Source organism: Streptomyces sp. NPDC047002, from assembly GCF_040704505.1.
Classification (GTDB): domain Bacteria; phylum Actinomycetota; class Actinomycetes; order Streptomycetales; family Streptomycetaceae; genus Streptomyces.
The window spans coordinates 37,061-51,452 of record NZ_JBEYWC010000014.1; the positions used below are offsets into that span (position 1 = coordinate 37,061).

Here is a 14,392-nt window from a genome sequence, read left to right on the forward strand (position 1 = left end):
CTGCCGCTCCTCCTCTGTATGTGTCTTGGATCGTCTGTTAGGCGGTGGCGATGATTGCGTATGTCTGCACGTCGGCTGGGAGTGACGTATGGAGATCCCAGATGATGCCCATGGGATTGCTGCCCTTGTGGCTGTTGTAGTCGGCGCGGCCTAGAAACATCCAAGGCTGTGGGCGAGTTCCGTCGATGTACTTGAACCGACGGACAAACAAAAGAACCTGGCTTCCTTGAGCCTTGTGCTTTTGATACCTCAAGCCTGTTGAGGAATGTTCGGAGGTTCTGCCTTGGGATTCCCAGTGAAATTGTGTGGCGCTGAGGGCGTAATCCTTGTACCGCGTCTGAGGGGAGAAGTCCTTCTCGTCCTTCTCAAGTGTGATCAGTAGGGCGTCTGTTCGAGTGCGAGGGCACCAGCACACCCCGCCGCCAGAGTTGGCAGGAAGGTGACCGTCGATGGACGCGTCACCGATTGCTGAAAGAATCTCTGATCGATTATAGGAGGCGTGAATACGGAGTGGAAAAGCGTTATCTGTAGAGTCCAATGAGGAAGTGAGATGGTTCAGGCGATTACCACTGTAAGCAAGAACTTGACGCACTTCTTCGCGTACAGTTTCTTGTGGTCTCAGTGCGTTGAGCCCAGCTGTGTACGTGGTGAATCCACCTGCATCCGGCCAGAAATTGAAAAACATCATGCGGGCAAATGATTGATCTTCCATTGATAGGTCGTGGTAGGCCGGTGCGTCCTCTGCGAGAAGGCGAGTGTAGGTTTCGACCCGGTCAGGGTCATCGACATGAAGGAAAGCTGAAACTCTTTTTAGTAGTGCGCCCTCGCCGGGGACTTCCGGCGTAGAGAGCAGCCCACCCTTGCGTAGTACCTTAGTCCAGGAGCGACCGGCGCGATATAGTTCCGAAATATCACGCCCGCTTTCCTGTAGGTATTCTGCAAGTCGCAAGCTGCGATAGCTACGTGCTTCCGTGGCGAGCTGGCTTATATTGGCTTCCACCTGCTGGCGAATATTCCGAAGGATACGCTCCTTGGATTTCTTCTCAAGAATAATGGCGCAACCGGAAGGGAGTCTTGGGAAGTCGGCCTCGATCGCAGAGATGAGACGGCGCTTGGACAGATCCGTCATTGCTTTGAATTGATTCTCGAAACGGAATTCCTGGCGGTGTTGGCCAATGAAGTCCAACACGGTCAGCACGGCTTTCCCGTCGCATCGACGCAATCCACGGCCCAGTTGCTGCAGAAAGAGTGTGGCGCTGGAAGTCGGGCGCAGCAGGAGAAGCGTGTCAACGCTCGGTACGTCCAGCCCTTCATTGAAAAGATCGACTGAAAAGATGACTTGAATTCTTCCTGCGGCAAGATCGGCCAGTGCCTTTGCGCGGTCATCGCGATGTGTCTCACCTGAGAGTGCGACGGAATTAATTCCTGCCTGCTGAAAGTAGTCGGCCATATAGCGCGCGTGTGCAACGCTTACGCAGAATCCGAGAGCACGCATACGGCAAGGATCGGCCACTTTTTCAACCACCGACTTAATGATGGTACGTGCGCGGTTTTCGTTTCCGGTCAGCGTTTCGCTGAGGGATTCTTTATCGTAAGATCCGCGGGACCAGCGTACGGTAGAGAGGTCGGTTGAATCGGCGATTCCGAAATAATGAAATGGCGTCAGGAGATCCTTTTCTAGCGCCTCCCATAGGCGCATTTCGGCGGCGATTCTCCCGTCAAAGAACTCGTCTTGAATAGTAAATCCGTCTGTGCGCTCAGGTGTCGCTGTGAGCGCAAGTAGTTCTTTGGCCTTGAAGTGCCCAACAATCCTTCGATAGGTATCTGCAGTGCCGTGGTGAAACTCATCGATAATAATGACATCAAAACGATCGGAGGTGATGTCTTCGAGCGAGCGACGTGTCAGCGATTGGACACTAGCAAAAACATGATTCCAGTCACCTGGGACTTGGCCGTCTGCGAGCTGTTCCCCAAAATTTCCGTCGCTGAGAACTTCCTGGAATGCTCGCTGGGATTGAGTGAGGATCTCCTTGCGATGGGCGATGAAAAGGAGTCGAAGATCCCTTCCTGCCTTCTTGCGGAGATTCTTATAATCGAGAGCGGCCATGATTGTCTTGCCGGTGCCAGTAGCCGCTACCAAAAGATTTTTGTTCCTCTTGTGAACGGTCCGTTCGAGCTCAAGAAGTTCAAGCATTTCCTGCTGGTGCGGATAAGGCCGAACATCCAAGCCCGAAAGGCTGATCTTTCGGATGCTGGCGCCTGAGTCACCGATGGCTGCTTGATCAAGCGCCAGTTTCAGCTGTGATGCATCGGAATTTGGGTTGTATGTTTTGAAGGCAGGTTCACTCCAGTAGGAATCGTACGTTGCCTCAAACTTATGCAGGGCATCGGGAGTTGCGATGGATGAGAGGCGGACGTTCCATTCCAAGCCGTCTACTAGCGCGGCACGAGATAGATTCGAGCTGCCTACGTAGGCGGTATCGTAGCCGGAGTCGCGCCGGAAGAGCCATGCCTTGGCATGGAGGCGTGTCGAGCGAATCTCATAATTAATTTTTACTTCTGCCCCGAACTCTTCCACCAGGCGGTCAAGCGCCCGCTGCTCAGTGGCCCCCATGTACGTTGTAGTAATCACGCGTACCGGCACGCCGCGGTCCCTAGCGGAGCGAAGAGAGCTCTCCAAGAGGCGGATACCATGCCACTTTACAAAGGCGCACAAAAGGTCAACTCGGTTTGCTGTTGCGAGCTCGGCACGCAACTCGAAACCAAGACTTGGGTCCTCAGGTGCATTGGTGAGCAGAGCTGCATCGGAGAGGGGAGTAGCGGGACGGACCTCGTAGACGCCGGGTGCATGTCTCCTTGCCAAGGCTAGGAGTTGACGAGGTCCGCTCGCGACCAAGTCGACCCACTCGCGCGCCCCCGGTAGTGTGCTAATCGCTTCCAAGATGTGGTTCGCAGCGTGAACCCGTTCCAATTCTGGCAGTCTTTGAAGCACTTCCCGCACGGTCTCGGCCACATGGCGAGCCAGTACGTGTGGCACTGATTCGGTACCCACAACCTTTTCAATGGCGTGTATTTCAGTGCCGTCGAGGTCTGCCAAGCGTTCTTCGAGCCGCAAGGTGATCAACTGCTCGTAGAGGCCAAGAGCAGGAGAGCCAGCCCGTGTGTCCACTATCCCGCATCTCCCTCATCGCGCCGACGCCAGTCATGCCGTTCTACCAGCTTGCCCTGACAGACGTGGTGAGAGGGGAAGACCGACTGAGCCCTCACGCCGCCCCGTGGCACAGGCGGTACGGCTTGCCCGACGCGCACCAGCAGGTGGCGTTGCGGGGCGGGGGCCAGGGGACGGCGCGGCCGCGGGCGGCGAGGGTGGTGGCGTAGAGGGGGAGCAGGGAGGCGGTGGTCGGCGGGAGCGCCTCGGAGGCCGCGAAGGCCTCGTACGAGGGGACCGTGCCGGTGACGACGCCCAGATTGGGGGTGCCGGCGGCGGCGAGCTCGCGCAGGGCGGTCTCGACGCGCGCCAGGTGGATCTCGTGGGAGGGGTACTCCTCGGCGAGCGGCGGGTACGCCGCGATCAGCTCGGCGAGTTCGGCCTCGGGCCAGTGCAGGACCGCGACGGGGAAGGGCCGCGACAGGGCCGTGCGGTACGAGCCGAGTTCGGCGCGGAGCCGGTTGATCTCGGCCTGGAGCTCGTCAGGGTTGTCCGAGCCGAGCGCCCACAGCCGCTTCGGGTCGTGGAGCTCGTCGAGCGGTACGGACGTCGGGTTGACCTTGTCGGCGAGCGTGTCCCAGGCGTCGTGGGGCAGGCCGAGCACGCGGCGGGTGCGGTGGCGGCCGATGAGGAGCGCGTGGGTCGCGTACGGGACCTCCTCGCCCGGCGTCAGCAGCAGGTTCAGCGCCTCGGTGAAGATGTCGTGCGCGGCCTCGGGCTCGTCGTGCCGCTCCAGGCAGCCCGCGATGATCTCCCACGGCGTGGGTTCGAGCGGGGCGGCGAGCTGGACGCCGTCCATGATCGCGCGAGCTTCCCCTTCGTGGCCCATCTCCCAGAGGTTGGCCGCCTTGAGCGCCTTCACCAGCTGCGGGTGCTCGGCGGCCGGCCGGTCCTGCCCGGCCGTGAGGAGCTGGTCGTAGAGCCCGGAGGCCCGGTCTCTGGCGCCGGCCAGTTCGAAGTGGGCGGCCGCCTGGAGGAGCAGGGGCTCCTGGTCCTCGGGGTAGCGGGCCGCGGTGCGCAGCAGGCGCTCGGCTTCCGTCGTGTGGTCGGCAGGCATGTCGGGGCGCATGGCCACACCGTACTGCTGGAGACGGGCTGCGGCGTGGGAGGAGGGGGTGAGGTCCGGGGCTCCTTTGTGCACGGCCGTGCGGTTAGGGTCCTCGGGTGCTGCGACGACGTCCCCACCTCCTCTGGCTCCTCGTCCCCTTTGTGCTGTTCCTGGTCGCCCCGCCCTGGGTGAACCGGGTCCATCCCCTGGTCGGCGGCCTGCCGTTCCTCGCGTTCTGGCTGCTCGGCTCCGTGGTGGCCACCCCGTTCGCGGTCTGGGCCGCCTACCGGGGCGACCGCAGGGCGCTTGCCGGGCGGGGGAAGCGGTGAACGCGGCCGTCGCGACCTCCGTGTTCGGGGCCTTCATGGTCCTCACCGTCGTCCTCGGCCTGCTCGCCGTGCGCGGGCGCGGCCGGGGCGGCGGCATCACCGAGTGGTCGGTGGGCGGCCGGAGCCTGGGGGCCGTCTTCATCTGGGTGCTGATGGCGGGGGAGAGCTACACCAGCTTCAGCTACCTCGGCGGCGCCGGCTGGGGCTACGACTTCGGGGCGCCGGTCCTGTACGTCATCGCCTACATGTCCTGCGGCTACGCCGTCGGGTACGTGGTGGGCCCGATGCTCTGGTCGTACGCGAAGCGGCACGGTCTCGTCGGCATCACGGACCTGATCGCCCACCGGTACGGCAAGCCCTGGCTCGGCGCCCTGACCGCGCTGCTCGCGACGGTCTTCCTGCTGCCGTACATCCAGCTCCAGATCACCGGCATGGGGGTGGTCGTCTCGACCATCTCGTACGGCACGATCAGCCTGGACTGGGCCTACTTCATCGGCTTCGCGGTCACCACCGCCTTCGTCGTCGTCAGCGGGCTGCGCGGCAGCGCCTGGGTCTCGGTGCTGAAGGACGTGCTGGTGATCGGGACCCTGGCCTTCCTCGTGGTGTACGTGCCGCTGCACTACTTCGACGGGTACGGGGACTTCCTGCACCGCGTCGTACGGGAGCGGTCCGCGTGGCTGACCCTGCCGGGCCACGGGCACAGCACGATGGGCACCGCCTGGTTCGTCACCACGTCGCTGATGAACGCGGTGACGGTGGTCATCTTCCCGACGACCGTCGCAGGGTACCTCGGCGCGCGGAGCGCCGACACACTGCGGCGGAACGCGGTGTTCCTGCCCGCGTACAACGTGCTGCTCTTCGTGCCGATGCTGCTGGGGCTCGCCGCGACCTTCGTGGTTCCCGGACTCGCGGGTTCCGATGCGGATCTCGCGCTGTTCCGGCTCGTCGTGGACGCGCTGCCCGCCTGGGCCGTGGGTGTGGTCGGGGTGGCGGCCGCGCTCTCCTCGATCGTCCCGATGGCGGTGTTCATGCTGGTCATCGGCACGATGTGGGGCAGGAGCGTGCTGTCGCTCGTGCCGCGCCTGAGCGGCGAGCGGCGGCAGCGCGCGGCGGCGAGGGCCGTGGTGGTGATCGCGGGCGGGCTCGCGCTCGTCCTCACGTACGCGGCACCCGACACGCTCGTGCGGCTGTCGCTCATCAGCTACGAGGGGATGGCGCAGCTCCTGCCGATGGTGCTGCTGGGGCTGGTGTGGCGGCGCTTCACGCTCGTCGCGGGGCTCGGCGGCCTCGCGGCCGGAGTGGCGCTGGTGTGCGTGCTGGTCTTCGGCGGCCACGACCCGGTGTGGGGCGTGAACGCGGGCATCGTCGGGCTCGCCGCCAACCTGCTGGTGGCGCTCTCGCTCACGTACGCGGGGGCCGGCGCCGCATCCGCAGCGACGGACACCCGCCCCGACGCCGAGGTGCTCGCCGACGACGGGGTCGGGTTGGGCGGGGCGGAGGCGGCGTAGGCCGGGCGGGCGCCCGGCGCGGCGGTGGGGTCCTGTCGCGGCCGCTGCCGGGTCGGGGCGCCCGCCGGGTCGGGGCACCCGCCGTGGGAGGACTCCCGGCTGGTCGGGGCGGCCGCCACCGGGGGGCTCGCGGGGCCAGGTCCCGCGGGCCCACCTTCGGGGCGCCCGCGTCGCCGCCGGCGCCGCTCAGGCCGCCGCGGCCCCGCGTCCGCGCAGCGCCACGACGAGCAGGGCGCCGAGCACGGACACCCCGGCCATCACCGCGATGGCGATGTCCAGGCCGTGGGCGGCGGTGCCCGCCGATGTGACAAGCGCCAGCGTCAGCGCGACACCCGCGGACGAGCCGATGTAGCGCGCCGTGTTGTTCGCGCCCGAGCCCATCGCGGTACGCAGCGCGGGCACCGACTCGACGGACAGCCTGGGCAGCGCGGCGTTCAGCAACCCGCTGCCGAGCCCCGCGACGAACACGCCGGGCAGCAGCCGCGCCTCGGACAGCGCGCCGACCGCGCCCAGCATGCCGAGGATGCCGACGGCGTGCAGGAGGAACCCGGCCGCCATCTGGTGCCGCACGGCGAACCGCGCGTGCAGGCGCTTCGCCTGGTACGCGACGACCGCCGCGGTCCCGGCCCACAGCAGTACGATCCACGCCGTCTGGAGGACGGACAGGCGCAGTGCGCCCTCCACGACCACCGGCAGGTAGCTGAAGAACCCGATCACCGCGAGCCCGGTGAACAGCGCCCCGATGACCGACGACTGGAACGGCGCGTGCCGCAGCAGCCCCAGGTCGAGCAGCGGTGCGGCCGTGCGCCGCTCGATCAGCGCGAAGACGCCGAGCAGGGCGGCCGTCGCGGCGAGGAGCAGCAGGACGGACGGGCACAGCCAGCCGTTGCGGCCCAGGGTGAGCGCCGTGAGCAGGGCGGTGAAGGCGAGCCCGAGCGCCGCGGCGCCCGGCAGGTCGGGGCGGGCGCGGTGCGGCGCGCGCGACTCCGAGAGGACGCGGGACGCGTAGCCGCCCGCGGCGAGGGCGGCCACGCCGAGCACCGCGTAGAGCACGCGCCAGCCGAAACCGTTCAGTGCGGCGGCCAGGAGCGGGCCGAGCGCGATGCCGCCGCTGACGGTGGCGCCCCAGGCCCCGGTGGCCCTGAGGCGGGCGGGGCCCGCGGGGAACGCGTGGGCTATGAGGCCGAGGCTGGTCGCGAGGATCGCCGCGCTCGCCGCGCCCTGGGCGACGCGGGTGAGGGTGAAGAGGAGGGTGTCGTCGGTGAGGCCGCTGAGGGCCGTGGTGACCGCGAGCGTCACGGTCCCGGCGAGGAACACCCTGCGCCTGCCGAAGTCGTCGGCGAGGCCCCCGGCCACCAGCAGCAGGGCGGCGAGGCCTAGCGGGGTGCCGTTGAGCAGCCACGCCTGGGCCGACAGCGAGGTGTGGAAGGTGGTGGCGAGCGCCGGCACGGTGAGCAGCGGCGCCGTGTAGCCCATCAGCGCCACGAAGGTCGCGGCCAGGGTGGCGATCAGGGTGCCGCGGGCGTTCGGCGAGACACCGGGGTGCGCCATGGTCCTGCCCTCGGCGGCCTCCTGGGGGCGGGTGGCGGCGGTGACGGCGGCGGTGTCAGTGGCGTCAGTGGTGACGGGGTCGGAAGGGCGGGGCATGGCTGTGCCTCCGTGACAGGGGCCCGGGGACGGGAGCTGTGAGTTCGTTCAACGAACCTTCGAACGGAACGACCGTAACACGGTAGGTTCGATGAATGAACCTAGGAGAGTAGGGTGGGTGCCATGGCTCTGGGAAAGGACTACGCGCAGCAGCACTGCTCCATCGCCCGCGCCCTTGAGGTCATCGGCGAGCGCTGGACGCTCCTGGTCGTGCGGGACGCCTTCTACGGCGTGACGCGGTACAACGACTTCCTGGCCCACCTCGGCATCCCGCGCGCCGTGCTGGCCGCGCGGCTCCGCGCCCTCGAACAGGCGGGCGTGCTGGACAGGCGCAGGTACCAGGAGTCGCCCCCGCGCGACGAGTACGTCCTGACGGAGCGGGGGGTCGCGCTCTGGCCGGTCCTGCTGTCGCTCGGCACGTGGGGGACCGCGCACGTGGACGGGGTGCCGACGCTGCGCTCCTTCGTCCACGCGGACTGCGGCGCGCAGCTCGACCCGCACGGGCAGTGCACGGCCTGTGGGCGCGTCGTGCCGGTCGAGGACGTGCTCCTCGTGCCGGGCCGCGACCTCGACCCGGAGCCGGAGAACCCGGTGAGCCGGGCCCTGTTGCGGCCCCACAGGCTCCTCACCCGGCTCGACGTCGAGCGCGGGTAGGGCAGCCGGCGAGGGGGATGCGGTTGCCGCGGGTGCGTGACGTTTCCGGCCGGCGCGTGTCCAAGAAGACAGGGCCCGGGAAACGGCCGCGGCCCCCTCGTGGCAGTCTGAAGCCCGTGGCAGTCTGAGAGCGGCACGCCGGATCGCCGGCCCGGGCGGTAGTCCGAGCGGCGGTCCGAAGTGCCGGTCCGGAAGGGGGAGGTGAGTGCTGATGCGCCGATCGGTGGCGCGGGTGTCCCGCGCGGGCGCGGAGAGTTCCGCGCGGCGTGGCGTGCGGTCGTCCGGACTGTGGTCCGGAGCCCTGGTGTTCCTGGTGCTCGCCCAGATACTGCTGTCCTCGCCCGGCCTCCTGATGCCCTCGGCCGTTGCGGTCGCCGCGACCGCCGCCGCCTGCGTCGCGCTCGCGCTGTGCGTGGTCGCCGCCGCCCGGACGGCTCCGCCGGTGCCGCGCCACCGGGTGCGCACGGCCATGCGCGACCGCGCGATACGCACCGCGTTCCTTCCCCAGCGGGATCCCGACGCCAGGGGGCGCACCCGCCCCCGAGCGCCCGGCCGCCGCCCTCCGACGGCCGCGTAACTCCGGCATTCGCGCCGGGCGTTGCGGATCCCGCCCCTCCTCCGTCTCCGCCGGTGGCACACGGTGCGCCACCCCGAGGCGAGGGGGCAGGGGCCCGCCCGCCTGCCCGCGCACGACTGCTGCCCGCGCCGGCCGTCACGCCGCATCCACGCCGGTTCGACTTCGGTCCGTGGCCGGTTCGCCCGGTTCGACGTGACCCTCGGAGGGCACAGCCTTGTCCACGATCATTTCCGCGTTCGCCCGCCTGGTGGACGCTCTCGCAGGCCCGCTCGGGCCGCTGTTCCACGGCTCGGCGGTGGCCGTCGCCATCGTCCTGTTCACCGTCCTCGTCCGCCTCGCCGCCCACCCCCTCTCCCGTGCCTCGGCCCGTGCGCAGCGGGCGCGGGCCGAGCTCGCGCCGCGCCTGGCCGAGCTGCGCCGCACCCATGCGAAGAACCCGCAGAAGCTCCAGCGCGCGACGACGAGGCTCTACGAGGAGGAGCAGGTCTCCCCGCTCGCCGGGTGCCTGCCGATGCTGCTGCAACTGCCCGCCTTCTACCTGATGTACCGCGTGTTCTACAGCTCGGAGATCGGAGGACGTCCCAATGAACTGCTCGGCCACTCCCTGCTCGGCGCGCCCCTCGGGGACCGCTGGAGCGAAGCCCTCGCGCGCGGCGGGCCGTTCGGCCCGGCGGGCCTGGTGTATGCCGCGCTTTTCGTGATCATCGGCGCGGTCGCCACGTTCGGCGCCGTGCGCGCCAGGCGGCAGCAGGCCGGTGCGGCCCCGCTCGTCGACGCCTCGGTCCCCGGCTCGGGGGCCGTCGCCGGGGCGATGCGGCTCATGCCCCTGCTGTCCTTCTTCACCCTGGTCACGGTCGCCGTCGTGCCGCTCGCCGCCGCGCTGTACGTGGTGACGAGCACGGTGTGGACGGCGGCGGAGCGGTATCTGCTCCAGCGGGAGGCGCCGCGGCGGGCGGTCGCGGCCCCCGTGTAGCGGGCGGTGCGGGGGCGGTCCCGCCCCGGCGCCGGGCGCGTCGGTGACCGGGCTGTGAGACGCGGCCTTGCGGAGAGATCCGATGTATGGGAAGGATTGCCCGGTTGTACGGGAGGGGCCGCCCGGTCCTGCCGGCCGCCGCACCCGCCGGCAGGACCGGGCCCCCGACCTGACCGGTGCCGTCGGTGCCGTCGGTGCCATCGGTGCCATCGGTCAGGGCCGGCCCGACCGGTCCGGCCGGTCCCGCCAGTTCAACCAGTTCGACCAGCTCTGCCAGTTCGACCAGCTCGACCAGTTCGATCAGCTCGACCAAGAGGAGTCAGGAACGATGAAGCTGCTGCGTGTCGGTACGGCGGGTGCGGAGCGCCCCGCGCTGCTCGACGAGGACGGTACGACCCTGCGGGACCTGTCGGGCCTCGTCTCCGACATCGACGGCGCGCTCCTCGCCGATGACGCGGCCCTTGAGCGCATCCGGGCCGCCGCGGCGGGAGGCGGGCTGCCCGTGCTCGAAGGCGGGCAGCGGACCGGCGCGCCGCTCACCGGCATAGGGAAGATCGTCTGCATCGGCCTCAACTACCACGACCACGCCCGCGAGACGAACGCGCAGGCGCCGTCCGAGCCGATCATCTTCTTCAAAGCGGCGGACACCGTGGTCGGACCCGAGGACACGGTCCTCATCCCGCGCAAGAGCGTGAAGACGGACTGGGAGGTCGAACTCGCCGTCGTCATCGGCAGGACCGCGCGGTACGTGGAGTCCGCGGAGGAGGCGCTCGGGCATGTCGCCGCGTACGCCGTGTCCAACGACGTCTCCGAGCGCGAGTTCCAGATCGAGCGCGGCGGCCAGTGGGACAAGGGCAAGAACTGCGAGACGTTCAACCCCCTCGGCCCCTGGCTGGTGACGGCCGACGAGGTGCCCGACCCGCAGGCGCTCTCGCTGAGGCTCAGCGTCAACGGCGAGACCAGGCAGGACGGCACGACCGCCGACATGATCTTCCCCGTCGCGGAGATCGTCCGGTACGTCAGCCAGTTCATGACGCTCTACCCGGGCGATGTCATCAACACTGGCACGCCCGCGGGGGTGGCGCTCGGCCAGCCGGAGCCGAAGCCCTATCTGCGCTCGGGCGATGTCGTGGAGCTGGAGATCGAGGGACTGGGCAGGCAGCGCCAGCAGTTCAAGGACGCCTGACCGCCCGGCGGGCGCCCCGCCCAGGGCGCCCACCGGGCCCACCGCGTCCCACCGGGCCCACCGCGTCCCACCGGGCCCACCGCGTCCCACCGGGCCCACCGCGTCCCACCGGGCTCGCGCGACCGGAGGCCGGTGGGGGCGTCGGCCGGGGCGGCGCGGCGTGAGACGGGGCGCGGGTCTTCAGAGTTCGGCGCGCAGGGTGCGCAGGGCCTCCACCACCAGTGCGTGGTCCTCGGCCTGCGGGAGGCCGGAGACGGTGACGGTGCCGACCATGCCCGCGCCGCCGACGACGAGCGGTACGCAGCCGCCGTGGGCCGCATAGTGGGCCGGGTCGAGCCGGGAGGACTCCTCGAAGGTCTGGCCCTTGGCCCGGAAGCGGGCTCCCACCAGCAGCGATGCGGCGCCGTAGCGCTCCACGACGCGGCGCTTCCGCTCGATCCAGCCGTCGTTGTCGGCGCTCGACCCGGGCAGCGCGCAGTGAAAGAGCTGCTGGGCGCCCTGGTGGATGTCGATCGCCACCGGGGCGCGCCGGGCGCGGGCCAGTTCGACCAGCAGCGAGCCGAGGCGCCATGCCTCGTCGTGGCCGAAGCGTGGGAGCACGAGGTCGGCGGCCTCGGCCTCCAACTCGACGGCGGAGGGCAGCTCCTTGCGGGCGGGCGCGGGGCTCATGCGGTGGCCTCCAGCCGGACGGCGGTGCCCTCGCGCGCGGAGCGGCGCGCGGCTTCGAGGACGTCCAGGGTCGCCGCGGCCTGCTCCGCAGTGACGGGCGGCGCGCCGCCGTCGCGCAGGGCCGCGGCGACGGCTGCGTAGTACGCGGGGTAGTCGCCGTGGACCGTGGGTACGGGCGTGCCGCCGCCGGTCAGCGGCGACTCGCCCGCGCCGAGCCTGCCCCACTGGGACTCGGGCTCCACGCCCCAGGGCGCGTCGCCGGCCGCCCCGGGGCGGCGGCCCTCGCGCAGGGCGGACTCCTGGGGGTCGAGCCCGTACTTCACGAAGCCCGCGGTCGACCCGAGGACGCGGAAGCGCGGGCCGAGCTGGGCGGTGGTGGCGCTGACATAGAGGTGCGAGCGGACGCCCGAGGTGTGGGTGAGGGCGAAGAAGGTGTCGTCGTCGGCCTCGGCGCCGGGGCGGCGCACGTCGGACTCCGCGTAGACGAGGCGCACCGGGCCGAACAGGGTGAGCGCCTGGTCGACGACATGGCTGCCCAGGTCGTAGAGCAGGCCGCCGATCTCCTCGGGGGCGCCGGACTCGCGCCAGCCGCCCTTGAGCTGCGGGCGCCAGCGCTCGAAGCGGGACTCGAAGCGCTGCACCTCGCCGAGATCACCGGCGTCGACGAGGTTCCTGAGGGTGAGGAAGTCGTTGTCCCAGCGGCGGTTCTGGAAGACGGAGAGCAGCAGCCCGCGCTCCGCCGCGAGCGCGCCGAGCGCCCTGGCGTCTGCGGCCGTCCCCGCGACCGGCTTGTCGACGACGACCGGCAGGCCGGATTCGAGCGCCGCGGTGGCGAGGGGCACGTGGGTCTTGTTCGGCGAGGCGATGACGACGAGGTCCAGCTCGTCGGCGCGCTGCCAGAGCTCGTCGGGAGAGGCGGCGAACCGCACGGTGGGGAACTCGGCGCGCGCCTGGGCGCGGCGCTCCTCGCTCGACGTGACGACCGTGTCGAGGGCGAGGCCCTCGGTGGCGGCGATCAGCGGTGCGTGGAAGACGGAACCCGCGAGGCCGTACCCCACGAGTCCGACCCTGAGGGGGCGGTCGGATGTGCCGGTCATGCTGCCAGTCATGGTTCCACTTAAGCAACGCTGTTGCCAAAGTGCAAGAGCGCGGGAGAATGGCGGCGATGAACGGCACGGATCCCCACCAGCCCGCCCGGCGCGGCCCTGGCCCCGAGCCCGCCGCCGCAGGGCCCGCGGTGCCCGGGCCCGCGGGCCCCGCAGCGGCTAAGCCGCCCGCCTCGGGCGCCAATCTGCCGGTGCTGCGCGGGCACAACACCGCCCTGGTGCTCGGCCTGCTGCGCGCCGCGGCGGACGAGGGCATCAGTCGGCTGGAGCTCGCCGAGCGCACGGGCCTCACCCCGCAGGCCGTCAGCAAGATCACCGCGAGGCTCCGGGCGGAGGGGCTCGCGGCGGACGCGGGCTTCCGCGCCTCCACGGGCGGCAAGCCGCGCACGGTCCTGCGCCTCGTCCCCGGCGCCGCGCACGCGGTCGGCCTGCACCTGGACCGGGACGAGGCCACGGCCGTCCTGGTCGACCTCGCGGGCCGGCCGGTGGCCGCCGCCGCGGGGCCGCTCGACCTCGGCGCGCCGCCCGGAGAGGTACTGGCCGCCGCGGTGCGGCGGGTCGCGGAGGTGCGGGCCGCGGCGCGGCCGGGACCGGCGGAACGGGCGGGCCCGGACGGTCCTGGGGCGCCGGGCGGGGTGCTCGGGGTCGGGGTCGCCATGCCGGGGCCGCTCGACCACGCGGCCGGGACGGCCGGCCGGGTGACGGGGTTCCCGCAGTGGGACGGTTTCCTGCTGCGGGCCGCGCTCGCCGAGCGGCTGGGGCTGCACGTGGCGCTCGACAAGGACACCAACGCGGCGGCGCTGGGGCTCGCCGCACCGGGGGGCGGTGGCGGCTCGTTCGCGTATCTGCACCTCGGTACGGGGCTCGGCGCCGGTCTGGTGCTCGACGGCGCGCTGCACCGCGGCGCGCGGACCGGGGCGGGCGAGTTCGGCCACCAGGTCGTCCAGTTGGACGGCCCGCCCTGCGGCTGCGGCTACCGGGGCTGCCTTGAGGCGCTGTGCCTGGCCGCCGTCGCGCGCGGCGACCTCGGTGAGGCCGCGCGGGTGCTGGGCGAGGGCGCGGCGAACCTCGTCGAGCTGCTCGACATCGACCGCGTCGTGCTCGGCGGGCGCACGGTCGCCGCGCACCGGGAGCGGTTCACCGCAGGGGTCGCCGCGGTGCTTGCGGGGCGGCCCGCCGGGCGTGCCCCCGGTGCCGTGCCGGTCACCGCCGTCGAGGCCGGGGCGCGCCCGGTCGCCGAGGGCGCGGCCCACCTCGTACTCGCCCCGCTGTTCGGCCACCGCCTGCGCTGACCCGAACGGCCCGAACGGCCCGAACGGCCCGAACGGCCCGAGCGGCCCGACGGTCCGAACGGTCCGAACGGCCCGAGCGGCCCGAACGGCCCGAGCGGCCCGACGGTCCGAACGGTCCGAACGGCCCGAGCGGCCCGAACGGCCCGAGCGGCCCGACGGTCCGAACGGCCCGAACGGCCCGAGCGGCCCGACGGC

General features: G+C 70.4%; 12 protein-coding genes. 7 read left to right on the forward strand and 5 right to left on the reverse strand.

Annotated elements, in window-relative coordinates; all coding sequences use genetic code 11:
• Nucleotides 1-37: 37 nt before the first annotated feature.
• Together AB0910_RS15590 and AB0910_RS15595 are read right to left on the reverse strand one after the other, a co-directional pair.
• Complete coding sequence (locus tag AB0910_RS15590) at nt 38-3,172, reverse strand: DUF3427 domain-containing protein (RefSeq protein ID WP_366745226.1); 3,135 nt, start codon at nt 3,170-3,172, stop codon at nt 38-40.
• Nucleotides 3,173-3,263: 91 nt separating this feature from the next.
• A complete protein-coding gene (locus AB0910_RS15595) occupies nt 3,264-4,277 on the reverse strand; it encodes an SEC-C domain-containing protein (RefSeq protein WP_366745124.1) in 1,014 nt (337 codons plus the stop codon).
• Between the two features lie 95 nt (nt 4,278-4,372).
• Here AB0910_RS15595 and AB0910_RS15600 point away from each other — a divergent pair, with 95 nt between their 5' ends.
• Together AB0910_RS15600 and AB0910_RS15605 are read left to right on the forward strand one after the other, a co-directional pair.
• A complete protein-coding gene (locus AB0910_RS15600) occupies nt 4,373-4,585 on the forward strand; it encodes a DUF3311 domain-containing protein (RefSeq protein WP_366745125.1) in 213 nt (70 codons plus the stop codon).
• Nucleotides 4,582-6,093 carry a sodium:solute symporter family protein gene (locus tag AB0910_RS15605; protein WP_366745126.1) on the forward strand — a complete coding sequence of 504 codons (1,512 nt, stop codon included), beginning with the start codon at nt 4,582-4,584 and terminating at the stop codon, nt 6,091-6,093. Before AB0910_RS15600 ends, AB0910_RS15605 begins: the two co-directional genes overlap by 4 nt.
• 186 nt (nt 6,094-6,279) lie before the next feature.
• Here the strand turns inward: AB0910_RS15605 and AB0910_RS15610 are convergent, their stop codons facing one another.
• Nucleotides 6,280-7,644 carry an MFS transporter gene (locus AB0910_RS15610; RefSeq protein WP_366745227.1) on the reverse strand — a complete coding sequence of 455 codons (1,365 nt, stop codon included), beginning with the start codon at nt 7,642-7,644 and terminating at the stop codon, nt 6,280-6,282.
• A gap of 219 nt (nt 7,645-7,863) precedes the next feature.
• Here AB0910_RS15610 and AB0910_RS15615 point away from each other — a divergent pair, with 219 nt between their 5' ends.
• From AB0910_RS15615 to AB0910_RS15630, 4 genes are all read left to right on the forward strand, one after another.
• On the forward strand, nt 7,864-8,394 hold the full coding sequence (locus AB0910_RS15615) for a helix-turn-helix domain-containing protein (RefSeq protein ID WP_366745127.1): 531 nt from the start codon (nt 7,864-7,866) through the stop codon (nt 8,392-8,394).
• Nucleotides 8,395-8,605: 211 nt separating this feature from the next.
• The gene (locus tag AB0910_RS15620) at nt 8,606-8,971 is read left to right on the forward strand and encodes a DUF6412 domain-containing protein (RefSeq protein ID WP_366745128.1); all 366 of its coding nucleotides are present in this window, start codon (nt 8,606-8,608) and stop codon (nt 8,969-8,971) included.
• Nucleotides 8,972-9,185: 214 nt separating this feature from the next.
• Nucleotides 9,186-9,944, forward strand: a complete 759-nt coding sequence (locus AB0910_RS15625) for a YidC/Oxa1 family membrane protein insertase (RefSeq protein ID WP_366745129.1) — start codon at nt 9,186-9,188, stop codon at nt 9,942-9,944.
• A gap of 328 nt (nt 9,945-10,272) precedes the next feature.
• A complete protein-coding gene (locus AB0910_RS15630; RefSeq protein WP_366745228.1) occupies nt 10,273-11,130 on the forward strand; it encodes a fumarylacetoacetate hydrolase family protein in 858 nt (285 codons plus the stop codon).
• Between the two features lie 180 nt (nt 11,131-11,310).
• On the opposite strand, the gene AB0910_RS15635 is transcribed toward AB0910_RS15630, so the two are convergent.
• On the reverse strand, nt 11,311-11,799 hold the full coding sequence (locus tag AB0910_RS15635) for a heme-degrading domain-containing protein (RefSeq protein ID WP_366745130.1): 489 nt from the start codon (nt 11,797-11,799) through the stop codon (nt 11,311-11,313).
• Entirely contained in the window at nt 11,796-12,908 is a 1,113-nt protein-coding gene (locus AB0910_RS15640) for a Gfo/Idh/MocA family oxidoreductase (protein WP_366745131.1), read from the reverse strand. The genes AB0910_RS15635 and AB0910_RS15640 overlap by 4 nt, the downstream gene beginning before the upstream one ends.
• Nucleotides 12,909-12,964: 56 nt before the next feature.
• Here AB0910_RS15640 and AB0910_RS15645 point away from each other — a divergent pair, with 56 nt between their 5' ends.
• Complete coding sequence (locus AB0910_RS15645; RefSeq protein WP_366745132.1) at nt 12,965-14,197, forward strand: ROK family transcriptional regulator; 1,233 nt, start codon at nt 12,965-12,967, stop codon at nt 14,195-14,197.
• The last annotated feature ends 195 nt before the right edge of the window (nt 14,198-14,392 follow it).

Coding starts and splice junctions, on each gene's coding strand:
- AB0910_RS15595 (WP_366745124.1), bottom strand. CDS start 4,277: ATGCGCCCCGACATGCCTGCCGACCACACGACGGAAGCCGAGCGCCTG.
- AB0910_RS15610 (WP_366745227.1), bottom strand. CDS start 7,644: ATGGCGCACCCCGGTGTCTCGCCGAACGCCCGCGGCACCCTGATCGCC.
- AB0910_RS15615 (WP_366745127.1), top strand. CDS start 7,864: ATGGCTCTGGGAAAGGACTACGCGCAGCAGCACTGCTCCATCGCCCGC.
- AB0910_RS15620 (WP_366745128.1), top strand. CDS start 8,606: ATGCGCCGATCGGTGGCGCGGGTGTCCCGCGCGGGCGCGGAGAGTTCC.
- AB0910_RS15630 (WP_366745228.1), top strand. CDS start 10,273: ATGAAGCTGCTGCGTGTCGGTACGGCGGGTGCGGAGCGCCCCGCGCTG.
- AB0910_RS15635 (WP_366745130.1), bottom strand. CDS start 11,799: ATGAGCCCCGCGCCCGCCCGCAAGGAGCTGCCCTCCGCCGTCGAGTTG.
- AB0910_RS15640 (WP_366745131.1), bottom strand. CDS start 12,908: ATGACTGGCAGCATGACCGGCACATCCGACCGCCCCCTCAGGGTCGGA.
- AB0910_RS15645 (WP_366745132.1), top strand. CDS start 12,965: ATGAACGGCACGGATCCCCACCAGCCCGCCCGGCGCGGCCCTGGCCCC.